Origin of the sequence: uncultured Stenotrophomonas sp. (genome assembly GCF_963519125.1) — a bacterium.
In the GTDB taxonomy this organism is placed as follows: domain Bacteria; phylum Pseudomonadota; class Gammaproteobacteria; order Xanthomonadales; family Xanthomonadaceae; genus Stenotrophomonas.
Map to the genome: position 1 here is coordinate 1 of NZ_CAUQLJ010000005.1, position 17,903 is coordinate 17,903.

Here is a 17,903-nt window from a genome sequence, read left to right on the forward strand (position 1 = left end):
AGAACGTGCTGACCCGTTCGCATCCGGACACCGTGCTGATCGGGCCGAACTGCCCCGGCGTGATCACCCCGGGCGAATGCAAGATCGGCATCATGCCGGGCCACATCCACAAGCCGGGCAAGATCGGTATCGTGTCGCGTTCGGGCACCCTGACCTATGAAGCGGTCAAGCAGACCACGGAAGTGGGCCTGGGCCAGTCGACCTGCATCGGTATCGGCGGCGACCCGATCAACGGCCTGAACTTCGTTGACTGCCTCAAGCTGTTCAACGAAGACCCGCAGACCGAAGGCATCATCATGGTCGGCGAAATCGGCGGCGACGCTGAAGAAGCCGGTGCCGAGTACATCAAGAACCACGTGAAGAAGCCGGTCGTCGGTTTCATCGCGGGCGCCTCGGCTCCGGCCGGCAAGCGCATGGGCCACGCCGGTGCGATCGCATCGGGCGGCAAGGGCACCGCGGAAGGCAAGTTCGCCGCCATGGAAGCCGCCGGTGTCGTCACCGTCCGCTCCCCGGGCGACCTGGGCGCCGCCATCGCCAAGCTGGTGAAGTAAGGCGCGAAGCGCCTTACGGGTAGAGCCAGGCCCTGCCTGGCTGTACGCAACCTGCAAGAAACGCCGCCCTCGGGCGGCGTTTCTGCGTTCTGGCACCCGCTTTGCCAGGCATGACCCGGCGCTACAATGGGGCATCGAAACCTCAGGCGTTATCCCATGACCTCGATCCGCATTGCGATGGCTCAGTTCGATTTCCCGGTGGGGGCGGTCGAGCGCAATACCGACACCATCATCGAGATGATCGCCGAGGCGCGCGATGAGTTCGGGGCGGAGCTGGTGGTGTTCCCGGAATTGGCGGTCAGCGGCTACCCGCCGGAAGACCTGCTGCTGCGCCCGCGCTTCCTGTACGACTGCCAGCAGGCGATGGAGCGCATCGCGGCCAGCACCCAGGGCATCACCGCCGTGGTGGGCTGGCCCGAAGCGACCGGGGCGGTGGTGTACAACGCGGCCAGCGTGCTGCGCGACGGCAAGGTGCTGCACACCTACCGCAAGCGCGAGCTGCCCAACTATGCGGTGTTCGACGAACGCCGCTATTTCGATATCGATCCGGACGGCGGCAGCTGCGTGTTCGAGCTGAAGGGCGTGCCGGTGGGCGTGCTGGTCTGCGAGGACCTCTGGTTCCCCGAACCGCTTGCCGACACCGTGCGCAACGGAGCAGAGCTGGTCGTCATTCCCAACGCCTCGCCCTACGAGCGCGGCAAGCACGCCCAGCGTGATGCGCTGCTGGCCGAGCGCACCCGCGAAAGCGGTGCGGCGCTGCTGTACGTGAACATGGTGGGCGGACAGGACGCACTGACCTTCGACGGTGCGTCGGTCGTGGCCGATGGCGACGGCACCGTGCACCCGGCGGCGGCCGCCTTCACCGACCAGTGGCTGGTGGTGGACTACGACGCCGAAAGCCGCCGCTTCCTGCCGCGCGAGTGGATGGACGACGGCGACGAAAGCATGGACGCGCTGGCCTGGCGTGCGGTCACCCGGGGCATCCGCGATTACTGCGGCAAGAACGGCTTCAAGAAGGTGTGGCTGGGCCTGTCCGGTGGCATCGATTCGGCGCTGGTGCTGGCGATGGCGGTGGACGCGCTGGGCGCGGACAACGTCACGGCGGTGCGCCTGCCGTCGCGCTACACGGCAGGCATGTCCAACGACCTGGCCGCCGAGCAGTGCCGCGCGCTGGGCGTGAAGCTGGAAGCGGTGTCGATCGAGCCGGTGTTCGAGGGCCTGATGACCGCGCTGGGCCCGATGTTCGAAGGGCAGGCGGCGGATGTCACCGAGGAAAACCTGCAGTCGCGCGCGCGCGGTGTGATCCTGATGGCGCTGTCCAACAAGTTCGGCGGGCTGCTGCTTACCACCGGCAACAAGAGCGAGTATGCGGTCGGGTACGCCACCATCTACGGTGACATGTGCGGTGGCTACGCGCCGTTGAAGGACCTGTACAAGACGGAAGTGTTCGGCCTGTCCAAGTGGCGCAACACGGTAGGCGGCGCGCCGGTGATTCCGCCGGCAGTGATCTCGCGCCCGCCATCGGCCGAGCTGCGCGCCAACCAGACCGACCAGGATTCGCTGCCGGCGTACGACGTGCTGGACGGCATCCTGTACCGCTACGTGGACCAGGAGCAGTCGCGCGAGGAGATCGTGGCCGCAGGCTATGCCGCCGAGGTGGTGGACCGCGTGCTGCGGCTGGTGCGCACCAGCGAGTGGAAGCGACACCAGGCCGCTCCAGGCCCGAAGGTCTCGCGCCGCGCGTTCGGGCGCGAGCGCCGCTATCCGATCAGCAACGGCTACACGGGCTGAGCGAAACGCGAAAGCGCGTCGACGCTGGCTGGTTGATGTTGCGAGCTCTTTCATTGGAGCTCCCTGCATGCCTGTTTCCGACGTCACGGCGATCCCTCGCCCCGCATCACCCCAGCCGTTTGTCGAGACTGGACACCTGCCCATCGAGGGTTCAACCAGGCACGGGCGATTCCTCGTGTCAGCATCCACGGCCGCCCCGGTTTCGGTCACCAACGTCCCCGCGTGGCATGCGCCGGCAGTGATTCCTCCGGCCGATTACTCCATGGGAGCGCGCCTGCCGTTCACCGTCGTGGCAGGCGGCGGCATCCTGAGGCAGGCCGAGCCCGACCCGGATTACGACGCGGGTACGCCCCGTCGCGTAACGCTGGCAACGTACTCGAAGCAGAAGGACGAAGAGGGTCGGGTCAGCACGATCTTCACGCACACCAGCGACGGTCCGCAGCGGTCCGCTACTGACTGACAGGCAACAAAAAAGGGTCCCGCAAGGGACCCTTTTTTGTTTCAACCGGCCGCTGGAATCAACGGCGATTCATGGTGGCGTTGCGCTGGCCGGTGCTGGCGGACTTCTCGCCGGCGAACGGGTTCAGCTTGCGGACCATCCACGGGTACTTCGGCCAGTTGCCCTGCAGCCACGGGTGTTCCGGCTGGTTCAGCTCGAGCACGCGGCGCGCGTCGTCGGCCAGGGTCTTGTTGCCCAGGTGGGTGTAGGCCTCGCCGAGGGCGGCCACCGCGTCGTACTGGAACGCGCTCTGCGGGTAGGTTTCCAGCAGGTAGTTGGCGCGGCCGGCGGCGGAGACGTAGGCCTCGCGGCGCAGGTAGTACAGGGCGTTGTCCAGCTCGTGCTGGGCGAACACGTCGCGCAGCTCCAGCATCCGGCTGCGCGCGTCGGCGGCGTAGCGGCTGTTGGGGTAGCGCTCGACCACGATGTTGAAGTCGGAGTACGCCTGGCGCGGGGTGGACAGGTCGCGGCGGCTCGGGTCGAGCGACCACACGCGGCGCAGGAACACCGTGTTGCGGTTGCTGTTGGCCAGGCCACGCAGGTAGTACATGTAGGCGATGTTGCGGTGGGTCGGGTAGGTCCGGATGAAGCGGTCGATGCTGGACACCGCGTCGTCGTGCTTGCCGGCCTTGTACTGGGCATAGGCGGTTTCGATCATCGCCTGCTCGGTGTACGGACCATACGGGTACTGGGCGATCAGGCGGCGGAAGGTGGCCTCGGCCCCGCTCCAGTTGCCCTTCTGCATCAGGCCGTGGCTCTTTTCATAGATCGTTTCGACCGGCTGGCCTTCTTCCGGGTTGTCACCCTTGGCGCCACGGTGGCAGCCGGTGGAAACAAGGGCCAGGACCAGCATCAGGGCCGCGGTGCGGACGGGCGCGGACAGCAGGGAAGAGCGTCGGATCATGGGGTCAGGGCGGGACGCGGCTGGAATACGAAGGGTCGATGATAGCCTAGTGGCCTGTCCTGCGACTGAAAGTGGTCGCCCGGACCCCAAAATTGTCTTCCTGCGGTGTGCTCCCCATGTCCGATACCCCTTCAGAAACCGACTCCAACCGCCAGGCCATCGTGCCTGATACCGCCGCCGGGCGGCGCTTCGACGCGGTGCTGGCCGAACTTTTCCCGGAGTTCTCCCGGTCCAAGCTGACCGAGTGGATCAAGTCCGGCGACGTCCTGCTGGACGGCAACCCCGTGCGCGGCCGCGACCCGGTGCGCGGCGGCGAGGTCGCCAGCCTGCATGTCGTGCTCGACACCCAGACCCACGCCGAGCCCGAGGACATCCCGCTGGACATCCTGTACGAGGATGAACACGTTTACGTGATCAACAAGCCGGTCGGCCTGGTGGTCCACCCGGGCGCCGGCAATCCCAGCGGCACCCTGGTCAACGCGCTGCTGTTCCGCGACCCGGGCCTGTCGGTGCTGCCGCGTGCGGGCATCGTGCACCGCCTGGACAAGGACACCAGCGGGGTGATGGTGGTGGCCCGTACGATCCAGGCCCAGACCGCGCTGGTCGAGCAGCTGGCCGCGCGCAACGTGCACCGCCAGTACCTGGCGGTGGTGGTGGGCGCGCTGGTGTCCGGCGGTACCGCCGATGCGCCGATCGACCGCCACCCGCGCGACCGCATCCGCATGGCGGTGCGTGAAGACGGCAAGGACGCGGTGACCCATTACCGCCTGCGCGAGCGCTTCCGCGCCCACACCGCGCTGGAATGCCGCCTGGAGACCGGGCGTACCCACCAGATCCGCGTGCACATGGCCCACCTCAAGCACGCCATCGTGGGCGATTCGCTGTACGGCGGTGCGCTGAAGCTGCCCAAGGGCGCCAGCGATGAGCTGGTGGCCCAGCTGCGCGGCTTCAAGCGCCAGGCGCTGCATGCGGAAACGCTGGAGTTCGCGCACCCGATCACCGGCGAGCCGATCCGCAACAGCGCGCCGGTGCCGGCCGACATGGTGGCGTTGATGGACGCGCTGCGTGAGGACACCAAGCGCATCGCCGAACTGGAACGCGGGCGCCGCTGATGGCCACGCCGTCTGCTCCGCTGCCGGTGCTGGCGGCCGACTGGCCGGCACCGCCGGGCGTGCACGCGCTGACGACCCTGCGCCATGGCGCAGGGGAATCGGTTGCGCCGTTCGACCAGTTCAACATGGGCAACCGCACCGCCGCCGACGGCGATGACCCGGCCCGGGTGGCGCGCAACCGCGCGCTGCTGGAAGCGGGGCTGGGGCTGCCCTCGACGCCGCACTGGCTGCGCCAGGTGCACGGTACGGCGGTGCTGCGCTTCGATGCGGCGCCTGTCGGGGCCGGCCTCGAGGCCGAGTCCACTGCCGACGCGGCGGTGACCTCGGTGCCGGGCGTGGTCCTGGCCATTCTTACCGCCGATTGCCTGCCGGTGGTACTGGCCGCGCGCGACGGTAGCGAGATCGGCGCCGCCCATGCCGGGTGGCGCGGGTTGGCCGACGGCATGCTGGAGGCGACCGTGGCGGCGATGCATACCGCACCGGGTGAGCTGCAGGCGTGGCTGGGCCCTGCGGCCGGGCCGGCCGATTACGAGATTGGCGAAGACGTGTTCAAGGCGTTCGTGGATGGCGATGCGGGCGCAGCCGGGGCATTCGTCGCCACGCGGCCGGGGCACTGGAAGGTGGACCTGTATGCGCTGGCGCGGCGTCGCTTGGTGGCTGCGGGGGTGCACCCGGCGGCGATCAGTGGCGGGCAGCTGTGCACGATTGCCGAGCCTGGGCGGTTCTACTCGCATCGGCGGGATCGGCGGACGGGGCGCATGGCCACGTTGGCGTGGATCGCGCCGTGAACGGCGGCGTGATTGTATTTGATGGGGTCTGCACGCTGTGCAGCCGCTGGGTGCGGTTCCTGCTGCGCTTTGATCGACAGGGTCGCTATCGGTTTGCGGCCATGCAGGGCGCCAATGGGCGCGCCCTGCTGAAACAGCATGGGCTGGATCCTGATGATCCGTTGTCGTTCCTGCTGGTGGAGAACAACCGGGCGTGGTCGGACACCGATGCCATCGTGCAGGTGCTGGCGGGTCTGGGTGGCGCCTGGCGCGCGGTGCGGGTGCTGAAGGTGGTGCCGCGTGCGTGGCGCGACCGCGCGTACCGGGCGGTGGCGCGTAACCGGTATCGGTGGTTTGGGCGCCATGACCAGTGTTACCTGCCGACGCCGGCACAGGCTGCGCGGTTCCTGGATTGAGGGTAGTGCCACGCCCTGCGTGGCAACTCCAACCGCGTGGCAACCTCAACCCACTCACCGCAGGATCGAATACTCGATCCGCCGGTTGCGATCCCGCCCCGATTCCCACCGGTTGTCGGCCACCGGGTGTTCCTCCCCATAGCCACGCGGCACCAGCATCCCCAGCGGCACGCCCTGCGCCTGCAGCTCGGCTACCACCATTTCCGCCCGTTGCTGGCTCAGGTGCAGGTTGGTTTCGGCGGTGCCCAGGCTGTCGGTGTGGCTGCCCACCTCCAGCTTCACGCCGGGGTCCGCCGCCAGGATCGCCTGCGCGCTGGCGCGCAGCATGTCGTGGCCGTCCGCACGCAGCGTGGGCGACTTGTGTTCGAACTTCACCTTGCCCTGGTTCAGCGCCGCCACCAGCTCGGCCGGTTCGGGACGGGCAGGCAACTGCGAGAGCGCCACGCGTCCGGCATCCCACAGGCCGGTGACCTGCAGGTGCCCGAAGCCGCGGCGCAGGGTGTTGGAGACCGCGATGCGGTCCTGTTCCGGCAGCCGGGCCATCTCTACGTGCAGGCTGTCACCGTTGAATGACAGCGACAGGCCGGGATGGCGGAGCACGGGCGACAGGCTGACCAACCGGTCCAGCCAGCGCGGTTCGGCCGCCTGCGGGTCGCGCAGGATGTCGCCGCTGACCCCGCCCTGGCCGTACTGGGCCACCAGCGCGCTCCAGACCTTGCGCCGGTCCGATTCGGCGGGCAGCCGGCCGCGCACGTCGATCACCCCGTCGTTGTTGGCCAGCGACAACCGCGGCGGGCTCTTGTGTTCGGCGCTGGCCACCGGTCCGCCGGCGCTGACCCGGGTCTTCTGGTGGATCCAGCCGGTCAGGCAGAGCAGGGCGCCGGCTACCATCACCCACAGCAAGCCACGCATGGCGGTGCCGCGCACCAGGCGCAGGGTGGGGGTGTGGCGCGGTTCGCGCGCTGCGCGGGGCGCCGCCTGCGGGCTGCGTGCCTCCTGTTCCAGTACATCGAGCAGGCCCGGCAGCAGGTCCGAAGCCACCACCGCGAACATGCCGGTGGGGAAGGCAGCGCGACGGGCCAGAACGGCGAGTTCCTCACGGCCAATCACGGCTTCGAGTTGGCTGGCCAGCAGGCGCGGCGGGCGGCCGTCGCCGGGGAAGCCCAGGCCCACCCCATCGAAGCGGCGCCGCAGGCCGTGCACGCCGTCCGGCAGGCTGCGGATGTAGTCGACCAGCACTTCCACCAGGCTGCGCGCGCGGTGGCCCAAGCCCATGTGCAGGGCGGTGTCCTCGATGAAGCGTTCCAGCAGTGACATCAATCTGATTCCCGAATGCACGACCCATGCGGCATGCACGGGCTCTGCGGGCGTCAATGTCGGGACGACCTGTCAAAGCGAAATGAAAGTTGGCAGGGCCACAGGTTGCGGATTCGGCCGCAATTTCGGTGATTTAGGATGTCTATCGATACAGAAGACTTGCCGCTGCGCCGTCTTGCGCAAACGGCGTGCAAAAAGCGACACAGCTCTGAAAAATCTGCATGACGCCGAATGATGCACAGGCCAAAGGCGATTCCGTGCCAAAAACGACACGGTTCACGCCCTGAAATCTGTCGCAATCAGCCGTTTTCCAGGGCCTGAAGATACGACTGGCGCCAATGGTTGATGTCGTGCGCACGCAGGTGTTCCATCATCGCCTGCCAGCGCTCCACCCGCTTTCGCAGCGGCATGGTGGCGGCCGTGGCAATGGCATCGGCCACGCCGTCGAGGTCGTGCGGATTGACCAGCAAGGCCTGCTTGAGCTCATCCGCCGCACCTGCCAATAGCGACAGCACCAACACGCCTGGATTGTCAGGGTCCTGCGAAGCTACGTACTCCTTGGCCACCAGGTTCATGCCGTCGCGCAGCGGCGTGACCAGGCCTACGCCGGCAGCGCGGTAGAAGCCGGTGAGCGTGGCGTGCGCGAAGTTCTGGTTCACATAGCGCAACGGGGTCCAGTCAGGCGAGGCGAACCCGCCGTTGATGTGACCGGCAATCTGCTCGAGCTGGCCGCGCAGCTGGCGATACTCGGTGACATCGCCGCGCGAGACCGGGGCGATCTGCAGGTAGGTCAGGCTGCCGCGCTGGTCCGGGTGGCGTTGCAGGTAGCGCTCGAAGCCCAGGAAGCGCTCGGGCAGGCCCTTGGAGTAGTCGAGGCGGTCCACGCCGATGGCCAGCTGGCGGTCGCGCAGGCTGTTGCGCAGGTCGCGCACGGCCGGCTTGCTGGCGCCGGCCTTGGCCTGCCGCTCGATGTGCTGGGTGTCGATGCCGATGGGGAACGCCGCCGCGCGGAAGCGTCGCCCGCCGGGCGCCTCCAGCATGCCGTCGGGCAGCACCCGGCCGCCCGCGAACAGGCGCACGTAGGACTGGAAGCGGTCCGCGTCGCGCTGGGTCTGGAAGCCGACCAGATCGTAGGCGTACAGGCTGGAGAACAGGCGCAGGTGGTCGGGCATGGCCTGGAGCAGGTCGGCCGAGGGCATCGGCACATGCAGGAAGAAGCCGATGCGGCAGCCGATGCCGCGCTCGCGCAGCAGCGAGGCCAGCGGAATCAGGTGGTAGTCGTGGATCCAGACGATGTCGTCTTCGCGCAGCAGCGGTGCCAGCTTTTCGGCGAACAGCGCGTTGACCTGGCGGTAGGTCTCGCGGGTGGCGCGGTCGTAGTCGACCAGGTCCAGTCGGAAATGCAGCAACGGCCACAACGTCCGGTTGGCGAACCCGTTGTAGTACCCGTCCACGTCGCGCTTGTTGAGGTCCAGGGTGACGTAGCGGATGTCGCCTTCGGTCTGCTCGTGCACGGTGCCGCTGGGCTCCTTCACCGACTTGCCGCTCCAGCCGAACCAGACCCCGCCGCGCTCCTTCAGCGCGGCCAAAAGGCCTACCGCGAGCCCACCGGGTGCGGCGACGCCGGGCGCGGCGACGCGGTTGGATACAACGACGAGCCGGCTCATGAGGCCTCCTGCCAGCTGCGCGACAGGCGCATGGCGGCGGTGACCAGGCCCACGTGCGAATAGGTCTGCGGGAAGTTGCCCCAGGCCTCGCCGTTGTCGAACGCCAGGTCCTCGGAGAGCAGCCCCAGGTGGTTGCGGCGCTCGAGCAGCATCTCGAACATCTCGCGCGCCTCATCGAGCCGGCCGATCGCGGCCAGCGCGTCGATGTACCAGAAGGTGCAGATGGTGAAGCTGGTTTCCGGCTCGCCAAAATCGTCCGGTGCCACGTAGCGGTACAGCGCATTGCCGTGCTTGAGATCGCGGCCGATCGCTTCGACGGTGGCGACGAAGCGGGCATCGTCGGCGCTGATGAAGCCGATGTCGGCCAACAGCAGCAGCGAAGCATCCAGGCGGTGGCCACCGTAGGTGTCGGTGAAGTGGCCAAGCTCGTCGCTCCAGGCTTCCTCCATGATCCGCGCATGGATGGTGTTGGCGCGGTCGCGCCAGTACTCGGCGCGGTGGTCGAGCTTCAGGCGCACCGCGATCTTGCACAGGCGGTCGCAGGCGGCCCAGCACATCGCGCTGGTGTAGGTGTGCACTTCGGTACGGCCGCGGAACTCCCACAGCCCGGCGTCGGGCACGTCGTGCAGGGCGAAGGCCTGCTCGCCCAGCGGCTCCAGCCGGGCGAAGGTATGCGTGTCGCCCGGGTCCTGCAGGCGGCGGTCGAAGAACAGCTGGGTGGAGGCGAGTACCACGCTGCCATACACGTCGTGCTGGCGCTGGACCCAGGCCAGGTTGCCGCGCCGCACCGGACCCATGCCGCGGTAGCCATCCAGCGAGGCCACTTCGCTTTCTTCGAGCTTGGCTTCAAAGCCGATCCCGTACAGCGGCTGCAGGCTGCCGTCGCTGGTGGCGAGGTTGAAGATGTAGCCCAGGAACTGTTCCATGGTGCGGGTGGCGCCGAGCCGGTTGAGCGCGCGCACCACGAAGGCGGCATCGCGCAGCCAGCAGTAGCGGTAATCCCAGTTGCGGATGCTGCCCGGCGCCTCGGGAATGGAGGTGGTCATCGCGGCGATGATCGCGCCGCTGTCTTCGTACTGGCAGAGCTTGAGGGTGATGGCACTGCGGATCACCGCGTCCTGCCATTCCAGCGGGATGGACAGGTAGCGCACCCATTCGCGCCAATAGCTCTGGGTACGCTGCAGCGATTCCTGCACGTAACCGCTGAGCGAGCGGTTGAGGGATTCGTCCACGCCCAGGACCAGGTGCACCGGGTGGTTGAGCACGAACGGCAGTTCGTCGCGCACCATGCGGATCGGCACGTCGGTGGTCAGGCGCAGCACGTGGTCGGGCAGTACCCAGCGGATGTGGTTGCTGCCCCAGGTGGAATCGGGCACGCGCGCGCCCCAGTCGGCCAGCGGCCGCGCGCGGACCACGATGCGCGGGTTGCCGGCGAGCGGACGCACCTGGCGGATGAGGCTGACCGGTCGGTAGAAACGATCGTTCTGTCGCCAGCGTGGGGCGAAGTCGATGATCTCCAGCGAGCCGCCATGCTTGTCGTGCAGCACCGTGCGCAGGATCGCGGTGTTGATCAGGTAGGCCTGCTCGCTGCTGACCAGGTCTTCCAGCTCGATGGCGAAGTCGCCGCCGACCTGCTGGTTGGGTTGCAGCAGCGCGCAGAAGGTGGGGTCGCCGTCGAAGGTGGGCAGGCAGCTCCATACCACGCGGGCATCGCGGTCGATCAGCGCGCCGAAGCTGCCGTTGCCGACCACGCCGAGGTCCAGGTTGGGTTTACTCATGGGGGAAAGGCTCTCTGGCGTCATGTTCAAGCGTTCTGCAGCAGCCAGGCGTGCACGTCGCGCACGGTGGGCAAGGCGAACACGGCGGCACTGGGTTCGCGTTCGCCTACCAGCACGCTCCAGCCGTGCAGGGTGTTGGCGGCGTCGAAGCCGAATTCGTCAGTGAGGTCGTCGCCCAGGAACACCGGAACCCGGCCGCGGAACGGCAGCTGCTGCATCAATTGATGGAGGGCGCGACCCTTGTCGCTGCCTTCAGGCACGAATTCGACCACATGGTCGCCGGGCTGCAGCCGATAGCCACTGCGCTCATCCGCATGGCGTTCGGCGAAGGCGCGGACGTCCTGCGCGGCATGCGGCGCACCGCGCCAGTGCAGGGCCAGGCTGCGGCCCTTGTCTTCGACCAGCACGCCGGGGTGGCCGTGGGCGAAACGCATGGCGTGCTGATGCACGCCGTGCAGCCATTCGCTGGTATCGGCTGTGGCATCGCTGGCAGTGGCAGCTTTCCCCAGGCCACGTACCTGATGGCCATGCAGGCCGGCGGCGGGCAGATGGAGGGGGGCGAACAGGCTGTCGAGCTGCGCCAGCGGGCGCCCGCTGACCAGCGCAACGGCGCCATCCAGCCGGTCGCTGATGCGGCCGATGGCCTCGCGCACCTCGGGCAGCAGGATCACGGCCTCGGGGTCTTCAGCAAATTCGATGAGGGTGCCATCCACGTCCAGGAACAACGCGCAGGCATCGTCCAGCAGTGGCGGCGTCGGACGTTGGGGGAAGTCGTTGGCCATGCGCGCCAACATGCCACCGGGGGTGTGAAAACCCGGTGCGGACCTGCGGTCCGCACCGGGCTTCATTCATCAAAACGTATACCGGACCCGGCCCAGGCCGAGGGTGTGACTGTTCTCGCCCTGGTTGAGGACCCGGCTCAGGTCGAAATTGCCCACGGTGAGTTCATTGCGGTAGTCGCCGGTCTTGAAGCGGGTGGGGCTGCCCGGGCCGAGCGAGGCATTGAGCGAGTTGCGCAGGCGGTAGGTGAAGTCGTTGAAGCCGTAATCCAGGCTGGCGTCGTAGTTCCACTCGCCCCACTGGCCGCGGGCGCCGGCCACGGCCTGGACGTCGCGGTTCTCGCCCTCGGAAATGGGGCGGTAGCCGCTGGGGTAGAGCTCCGGCCAGTTGGCGTCGCTGTCTGGATAGCGGAAGTAGTTGGCGCCTTCGCTGTCGCGCTGGTTGAAGGTGCTGAAGAAGTAGAACTTCGAGGTCTCGCCGAACGGCAGCTCGGTGTTGATCCACGCGTTGAGGTCCTTGGTCTTGCCGTCGCCGAGCACGTAGTTGCGCTGGCCCTGCAGGGCGAGGTTGGTGTCGCTCTGGTCCCACGGCGGAATCTGGTCGAAGCCGGCGCGGTTGGTGCCTTCGCGGTTCTTCAGTTCCAGGCCCACGCGCAGGAAGCCGCCGTCGTCGCCGAGCCGGGTGCCGACCTTGGCGCTGGCAAAGCTGGTCTGGCCGTCGGTGAGGGTGCGGTCGATCGGCTTGAGGTCGGTGTGGTGGGCACCGAAGCTGGCTTCGATGGCGCCGCCTTCCGGGGCGTCGTCCAGGATCACGTTGATCACCCCGGCCACGGCGTCGGAGCCGTACAGCGCACCGGCGCCGTCGCGCAGGACTTCGATGCGCTTGATCGCGCTGACCGGAATGGAGTTGAAGTCCACCGGCGTGGTGCCTTTGCCGATCTTGCTGTCGGTGTTCACCAGTGCGCTGGTGTGGCGGCGCTTGCCGTTGACCAACACCAGCACCTGGTCGGGCGAGAGCCCGCGCAGCTGCGCGGCGCGCACGTGGTCGGCACCACCGGAATTGGACTGGCGCGGGAAGTTGAACGACGGCAGCAGCGCCTGCAGCGCGCTGCCAAGCTCACCGTTGACCACGCCGGCGCGACGGATGTCTTCGGCGGTAAGCACGTCCACCGGCGAGGTCGACTCCAGCACGGTGCGGTCCACCGCGCGGGTGCCGGTGACGATCACCGTGTCCAGGGTGGTGGCATTGGCCGGCGCGTCCTGCGCGTGAAGCTGCTGCGCCAGCAGGGGAGAGGAGAGGACCAGGGCGATGGCAAGGCCAAGGCGCGACGCGGACGGACGGGACATGCAGGCTCCAGCAAAAACGGGGGGAGGGGCGGTTCCGGATGAAACTATTGTTCCATCCGGATGAAGAGATATATTATCTTGGCGTGAGAGCCGCATGTGATGCAAGTCCCAATACGTACGGCCATCAGCTGATAACCGTTGGTAATTCCGGAGACCCCCGCAAGATGAAGCCGTTCCCCCTGCTGCTCGCCGCCCTCCTGGCCATCAGCGGCTGCGCCACCACCTCTTCTCCCGCTGCCCGCCCGGCTGATACCTCCACCACCGCCAGCCTGCAGGGCGACGCGGCTCGCCCCGACGCCGCCGCCAACTGGGTGCGAAGCGAGCTCTATTTCGGCGTGGGCGAAGAAAGCGGCGCGTCCGAGCGCAAGCAGACTGACGCGATCACCGAAACCCAATGGCGCGACTTCCTCGACAAGCAGGTCACCCCGCGCTTTCCTGACGGCCTGACCGTATTCGATGCCTACGGCCAGTGGCTGTTCCGCGGTGCCAAGGAGCCGAACCGTCTTCGCACCAAGGTGCTGGTGGTGCTGCACGAAAACACGCCGCAGCGCCGCGCCGACATCGAAGCGATCCGCCTGGCGTGGAAGCAGGCCACCGGCCACCAGTCGGTGTTGTGGGCGCAGCAGGCGGTGGACGTTTCGTTCTAACACCAATGTATGCCCCGAGCGCGCGCGGATTCGCACGCGGGTGTCACTTGGTCGGGTCTAGGCTGGCACTTCCCCCTGAACGTGGAAGTGCCGTCATGAGCAAGCGCGTTGCCGACATCGTCGTCGATACCCTCCAGGCCGCCGGTGTGCGGCATTGCTACGGGATCGTCGGCGACACCCTCAACCATGTCACCGATGCCATCCATCGCAGCGACATCGACTGGGTGCACGTGCGCCATGAAGAGGCGGCAGCGTTCGCGGCCGGGGCCGATTCGCTGATCAGCGGCCAGCTCACCGCCTGCGCCGGCTCCTGCGGTCCGGGCGGGCTGCATTTCATCAACGGTGTGTTCGACGCCAACCGCAACCGCGCGCCGATGGTGCTCATCGCCAGCCAGGTAGTCACCGCCGAGCTGGGTATGGAGTTCCCGCAGGAAGTGGATTTCAAGGCGGTCTACGCCAGCTGCAGCGTGTTCTGCGAGCAGGTCTACAGCCCCGAACAGGCGCGGCGTGTAGTAGCCCTGGCGTGCCAGGCGGCGATCAGTCGGCGTGGGGTGGCGGTGGTGATCCTGCCCGCCGACATCAGTGAGGCCGAGGTCAAGGACGAACGCGCGTTTGCCGTGCATTACGCGAAGCCGGTGCTGCGCCCGAATGACGACGAACTGCAGCAGATCGCGGCGTTGATCGGCGAAGGCAAGCGCATCGGCATCTACGCCGGTGCCGGCTGTGAACACGCACATGACGCGCTGGTGGCGCTGGGCGCGCGACTGAAGGCCCCGATCGCGCATACCTCGCGCGCCAAGGATTTCGTCGAGCATGACAACCCGTACAACATGGGCATGACCGGCATCTTCGGCATCGAGTCGGGCTACCACACGCTGATGGCCTGCGACACGCTGCTGCTGCTCGGTGCTGATTTCGCCTGGGGCCAGTACTACCCGGACAAGGCCACGTTGATCCAGGTGGACCGCGATGGCAGCCATCTCGGCCGTCGCCACCCGGTGGATCTGGGCGTGGTGGGCGATGTCGGACCGACCCTGGAGGCACTGCTGCCGCTGCTGCCCGAGTGCCAGGACCGGAGTTTCCTTGACGAATGCATCAGCCATCGCGACACGGCGCTGGAAACCCGCGCAAAAGAAGAAGAACCGGGCGAGGGTACGCTGATCCACCCGCAGCACCTCACCGCGCTGCTGGACCGGCATGCGAACGAGGATGCGCTGTTCACCGCCGACTGCGGCTCGCCGATGGTGTGGGTGCTGCGTCACATCCGCAGCAACGGGCGCCGCCGCACGCTGACCAGCCTGCTGCACGGCACGATGGCCAATGCGCTCCCGCAGGCGCTGGGCCTGCAGAAGGCCTATCCGGGGCGGCAGGTGATCTCGATGTCCGGCGACGGCGGGCTTGCGATGTTGCTAGGTGAGCTGCTGACCGCAGTGCAGGAAAACCTGCCGGTGAAGGTGGTGGTCTACAACAACAGCTCGCTGAACTTCGTGGAGCTGGAGCAGAAGGTGCAGGGCCTGCTGGACAACTACACGGACCTGAAGAACCCCGACTTCGGCCGGTTGGCCGAGGTGGTCGGCTTCTACGGCCGCACCGTGACCCGCACCGAGGACCTGGAGCAGGCGGTGCAGGACGTGCTGGCCCACCCCGGCCCGGCGCTGCTGGACGTGCACACCAGCCCGACCGAGCTGGTGATGCCGCCGCAGGTGGAGGCCAAGCAGGTGGCAGGGACGGCGCTGTACGCGGCCAAGGCGCTGCTGCACGGACGGGTGGGGGAGGTGCGGGACCTGTTGGCGAACAATTTCCTCAACAAGCCGTAAGGATCGCCCCGTTGTTCCACGGGTGAACCTGTCATCCGTGGGCCGCAGGCCCTACCATCGGGTACCCCCCACACCCGTGCCCCCACCGCATGCCTTCTTCCCCCGGCGTTTCCGCACGCCCCCGCTGGTTCGTCGCCGGCGACTTCAACGGCTTCTTCGGCCTGGTGGTCGACAACCTGTCGATCCTGGGTTTCATCGCGATGGCCCTGGTGGGAATCTTCCAGTTCCCCGCCGACGTGGTGTTCGGGCGCATGTTCCCCGGTACGGCGTTCGGCGTGCTGGTCGGCAACGTGCTGTACACCTGGATGGCGCGGCGCCTGGCCGCACGCACCGGGCGCGATGATGTAACGGCGATGCCGCTCGGGCTGGACGCGCCGACCAGCATCGGCATGGCGCTGCTGGTGCTGGGCCCGGCCTTCATCGCTTTCAAGGCGCAGGGGCTGGCCCCGCATGAGGCGGCCATCGCCACCTGGCAGCTGGGCATGGCCTCGCTGGTGATCATGGGCGTGCTGAAAATCATCCTGTCGTTCTTCGGCGAGGCGGTGACCCGCGCGCTGCCGCGCGCTTCGCTGCTGGGCTCCATCGCCGGCATCGCGATCGTGCTGATGGGCTTCCTGCCGCTGCTGGAAACGCTGCGCTCGCCGGTGGTCGGCTTCGTGACCCTGGGCCTGCTGCTGTACGTGCTGGTGGCCAAGCGCAAGCTGCCGATCCGCGCGCCCGGCGTGCTGGTGGCGTTCGTGTTCGGCACGGTCCTGTATTACGGGCTCGGCCTGGCCGGGCTGGGCGCGCCGGGCTTCAAGGTGCCCGAGTGGACCCCGCCGCAGGTGGTGCTGCCGTGGCCGACGCTGGGCTTCATCGACGGCCTGCCCACGGCGATGACCTATCTGCCGCTGCTGCTGCCGTTCGGCCTGCTGATGGTGGTGGGCGGGATCAACGTCTCCGAAAGCGCACGCGCAGCCGGCGACGACTACCGCACCCGCGACATCCTGCTGGTGGAAGCGGTGGCCACGCTGGTGGCCGGGCTGTGCGGCGGCGTTGCCCAGACCACGCCATACATCGGCCAGCCGGCGTACAAGCACATGGGCGCGCGCAGCGGCTACACCCTGCTGACCGGACTGTTCGTGGGCATCGGCGGCATGCTCGGGGTGATCTCCGGGCTGGTGCAGTGGCTGCCGCTGGCGGTGCTGGCGCCGATTATCGTGTACGTGGCGATCGACATCACCACCCAGGCCTTCCAGGCGACCCCGCGCGAGCATGCTGGTGCGATGGTGCTGGGCTTCCTGCCCTCGGTGGCCTATCTGCTCGCGATCAAGGCGCCGGGCTGGATCGCGCCCGAGCAGCTGTCGGCGATGACCACCACGCTGGATGGTCACGGGCTGCCGGAGCTGGCGGTGATCTTCACCCTGGGCAATGGATTCATCATCACCTCGATGCTGTGGATCGCGGCGGTGGTGGCGATGATCGACGGGCGCCTGCTGCGCGCGTCGGGCATCCTGCTGGTTGCCGCCGCCCTGACCCTGTTCGGGCTGATCCACTCGGTGGACCCGCGCGGCGGCATCTACCTGCCGTGGCAGCTGGTGGGGCTGCCGAAGCAGATCATGTGGCAGTTCGCGGGTGCGTATGTGGCGCTGGCCGCGCTGTTGGGGTTGTTGTCATTGCAGAAGAGCAATCAGTCGTCTCCATCCAGCTCCGGGTAATGCCGGAAGATGCCGTCGGTGTTGAACGCCAACCGGCGTTCCGAGGCGAGGTAGGCGGCCACGTTCGGCCGCCGCTGCACGCGGTCGTGCAGGGCGTGCAGCAAGGGCAGCTCCTCGCGCAGCGCCTGCATGCGGCGCGGGAACATGTAGCTCAGCCCGCTGACCAGCTGGAACAGCGACAGGTCCACGTACGAATGCTCGCGCAGCGGGTGCAGGCCGCCGTTGGCCTCCAGCACGCTTTCGAACCAGCCCAGGAATTTCGGCAGGCGCTCGCCGCGCATCGATGCGGCCTTGGCCTTGGCTTCTGCCTTCTGGTCCTCGTAGAACTTCGAACCGGCGATGGGATGATGGGTATCGTGCACCTCAGCCACCAGGTCGGCGATGGTCAGCTGCAGCTGCAGTGCCTGCACGCGGCGTGACGCCGCTTCGGGCACCAGTGCAAGCTCCGGACCGAGGTGATCCAGGATCGCGCCCACCTGCGCGATCACCTGTCGACCGCTGACCAGGAAGGGCGGTGCGAAGGGGCGCAGCCCCTCCTGCTTACCGTCCAGGAAGGGCTCCATCACCTTGTCGCCGTGCACGCGCGCCATGTCGGTGTAGGCCGCGCCGGCGTCCTCCAGTGCCAGCCGGACGAACTCGCCACGGCCCTGGATGCCGGTCCAGTAATAAAGCTCGTAATGCATGCGGGGGCTCCTTGAATCGAACCGACAGCGTCGCCATCTGCGTCGCAAGCGGGCGTGACGGCAGCGTGGCGGCTGCGTCGTCCGGCGGCTGAATACGTTCTCATTCCCCCTTGAAACACACCTGCGTAACC

The 17,903-nt window shown here is 67.7% G+C and carries 14 protein-coding genes and 2 pseudogenes; 9 read left to right on the plus strand and 7 right to left on the minus strand.

The features are described 5' to 3' along the window. The 3 genes and pseudogenes from RYM47_RS05350 to RYM47_RS05360 form a co-directional block, all read left to right on the plus strand. Positions 1-551, plus strand: a pseudogene (locus RYM47_RS05350) (succinate--CoA ligase subunit alpha); the annotation flags it as partial. A gap of 156 nt (positions 552-707) precedes the next feature. Continuing rightward, complete coding sequence (locus RYM47_RS05355) at positions 708-2,342, plus strand: NAD+ synthase (RefSeq protein ID WP_315386521.1); 1,635 nt, start codon at positions 708-710, stop codon at positions 2,340-2,342. Positions 2,343-2,409: 67 nt separating this feature from the next. After that, entirely contained in the window at positions 2,410-2,802 is a 393-nt protein-coding gene (locus RYM47_RS05360; RefSeq protein ID WP_315386522.1) for a hypothetical protein, read from the plus strand. 58 nt (positions 2,803-2,860) lie between these two features. On the opposite strand, the gene RYM47_RS05365 is transcribed toward RYM47_RS05360, so the two are convergent. Beyond that, complete coding sequence (locus tag RYM47_RS05365; protein WP_315386523.1) at positions 2,861-3,745, minus strand: outer membrane protein assembly factor BamD; 885 nt, start codon at positions 3,743-3,745, stop codon at positions 2,861-2,863. Between the two features lie 116 nt (positions 3,746-3,861). On the opposite strand from RYM47_RS05365, the gene rluD reads away from it, so the two are divergent. From rluD to RYM47_RS05380, 3 genes are read left to right on the plus strand one after another with little or no spacing between them, the layout of a single operon-like run. Continuing rightward, positions 3,862-4,857, plus strand: coding sequence for a 23S rRNA pseudouridine(1911/1915/1917) synthase RluD (gene rluD / locus RYM47_RS05370; RefSeq protein ID WP_070208745.1), 996 nt, complete (start codon positions 3,862-3,864; stop codon positions 4,855-4,857). Beyond that, a complete protein-coding gene (gene pgeF, locus RYM47_RS05375; protein ID WP_315386524.1) occupies positions 4,857-5,645 on the plus strand; it encodes a peptidoglycan editing factor PgeF in 789 nt (262 codons plus the stop codon). Before rluD ends, pgeF begins: the two co-directional genes overlap by 1 nt. Continuing rightward, a complete protein-coding gene (locus RYM47_RS05380) occupies positions 5,630-6,040 on the plus strand; it encodes a thiol-disulfide oxidoreductase DCC family protein (protein ID WP_315386525.1) in 411 nt (136 codons plus the stop codon). Before pgeF ends, RYM47_RS05380 begins: the two co-directional genes overlap by 16 nt. 54 nt (positions 6,041-6,094) lie before the next feature. Here the strand turns inward: RYM47_RS05380 and RYM47_RS05385 are convergent, their stop codons facing one another. From RYM47_RS05385 to RYM47_RS05405, 5 genes and pseudogenes are all read right to left on the minus strand, one after another. Next, complete coding sequence (locus RYM47_RS05385) at positions 6,095-7,357, minus strand: OmpA family protein (RefSeq protein WP_315386526.1); 1,263 nt, start codon at positions 7,355-7,357, stop codon at positions 6,095-6,097. 299 nt (positions 7,358-7,656) lie between these two features. Continuing rightward, entirely contained in the window at positions 7,657-9,024 is a 1,368-nt protein-coding gene (gene otsA / locus RYM47_RS05390) for an alpha,alpha-trehalose-phosphate synthase (UDP-forming) (protein WP_315386527.1), read from the minus strand. After that, positions 9,021-10,802, minus strand: coding sequence for a glycoside hydrolase family 15 protein (locus RYM47_RS05395; protein ID WP_315386528.1), 1,782 nt, complete (start codon positions 10,800-10,802; stop codon positions 9,021-9,023). Before RYM47_RS05395 ends, otsA begins: the two co-directional genes overlap by 4 nt. Positions 10,803-10,828: 26 nt before the next feature. After that, on the minus strand, positions 10,829-11,584 hold the full coding sequence (gene otsB / locus RYM47_RS05400) for a trehalose-phosphatase (RefSeq protein ID WP_315386529.1): 756 nt from the start codon (positions 11,582-11,584) through the stop codon (positions 10,829-10,831). A 123-nt stretch (positions 11,585-11,707) separates the two neighbouring features. After that, a pseudogene (locus RYM47_RS05405) lies at positions 11,708-12,928 on the minus strand (TonB-dependent receptor plug domain-containing protein); the annotation flags it as partial. 164 nt (positions 12,929-13,092) lie between these two features. Between RYM47_RS05405 and RYM47_RS05410 the strand changes: the two are divergent. From RYM47_RS05410 to RYM47_RS05420, 3 genes are all read left to right on the plus strand, one after another. After that, positions 13,093-13,575 (plus strand): DUF3574 domain-containing protein, encoded by a 483-nt coding sequence (locus RYM47_RS05410; protein ID WP_315386530.1) that lies wholly within the window; start codon positions 13,093-13,095, stop codon positions 13,573-13,575. A 95-nt stretch (positions 13,576-13,670) separates the two neighbouring features. Further along, positions 13,671-15,392: a thiamine pyrophosphate-dependent enzyme gene (locus tag RYM47_RS05415; RefSeq protein ID WP_315386531.1), complete on the plus strand. Its 1,722-nt coding sequence runs from the start codon at positions 13,671-13,673 to the stop codon at positions 15,390-15,392. 89 nt (positions 15,393-15,481) lie between these two features. Next, positions 15,482-17,089: a hypothetical protein gene (locus RYM47_RS05420; protein ID WP_315386532.1), complete on the plus strand. Its 1,608-nt coding sequence runs from the start codon at positions 15,482-15,484 to the stop codon at positions 17,087-17,089. Here RYM47_RS05420 and RYM47_RS05425 read toward each other — a convergent pair. Further along, positions 17,062-17,772, minus strand: coding sequence for a glutathione S-transferase (locus RYM47_RS05425; protein WP_315386533.1), 711 nt, complete (start codon positions 17,770-17,772; stop codon positions 17,062-17,064). The genes RYM47_RS05420 and RYM47_RS05425 overlap by 28 nt on opposite strands. Between the last annotated feature and the right edge of the window lie 131 nt (positions 17,773-17,903).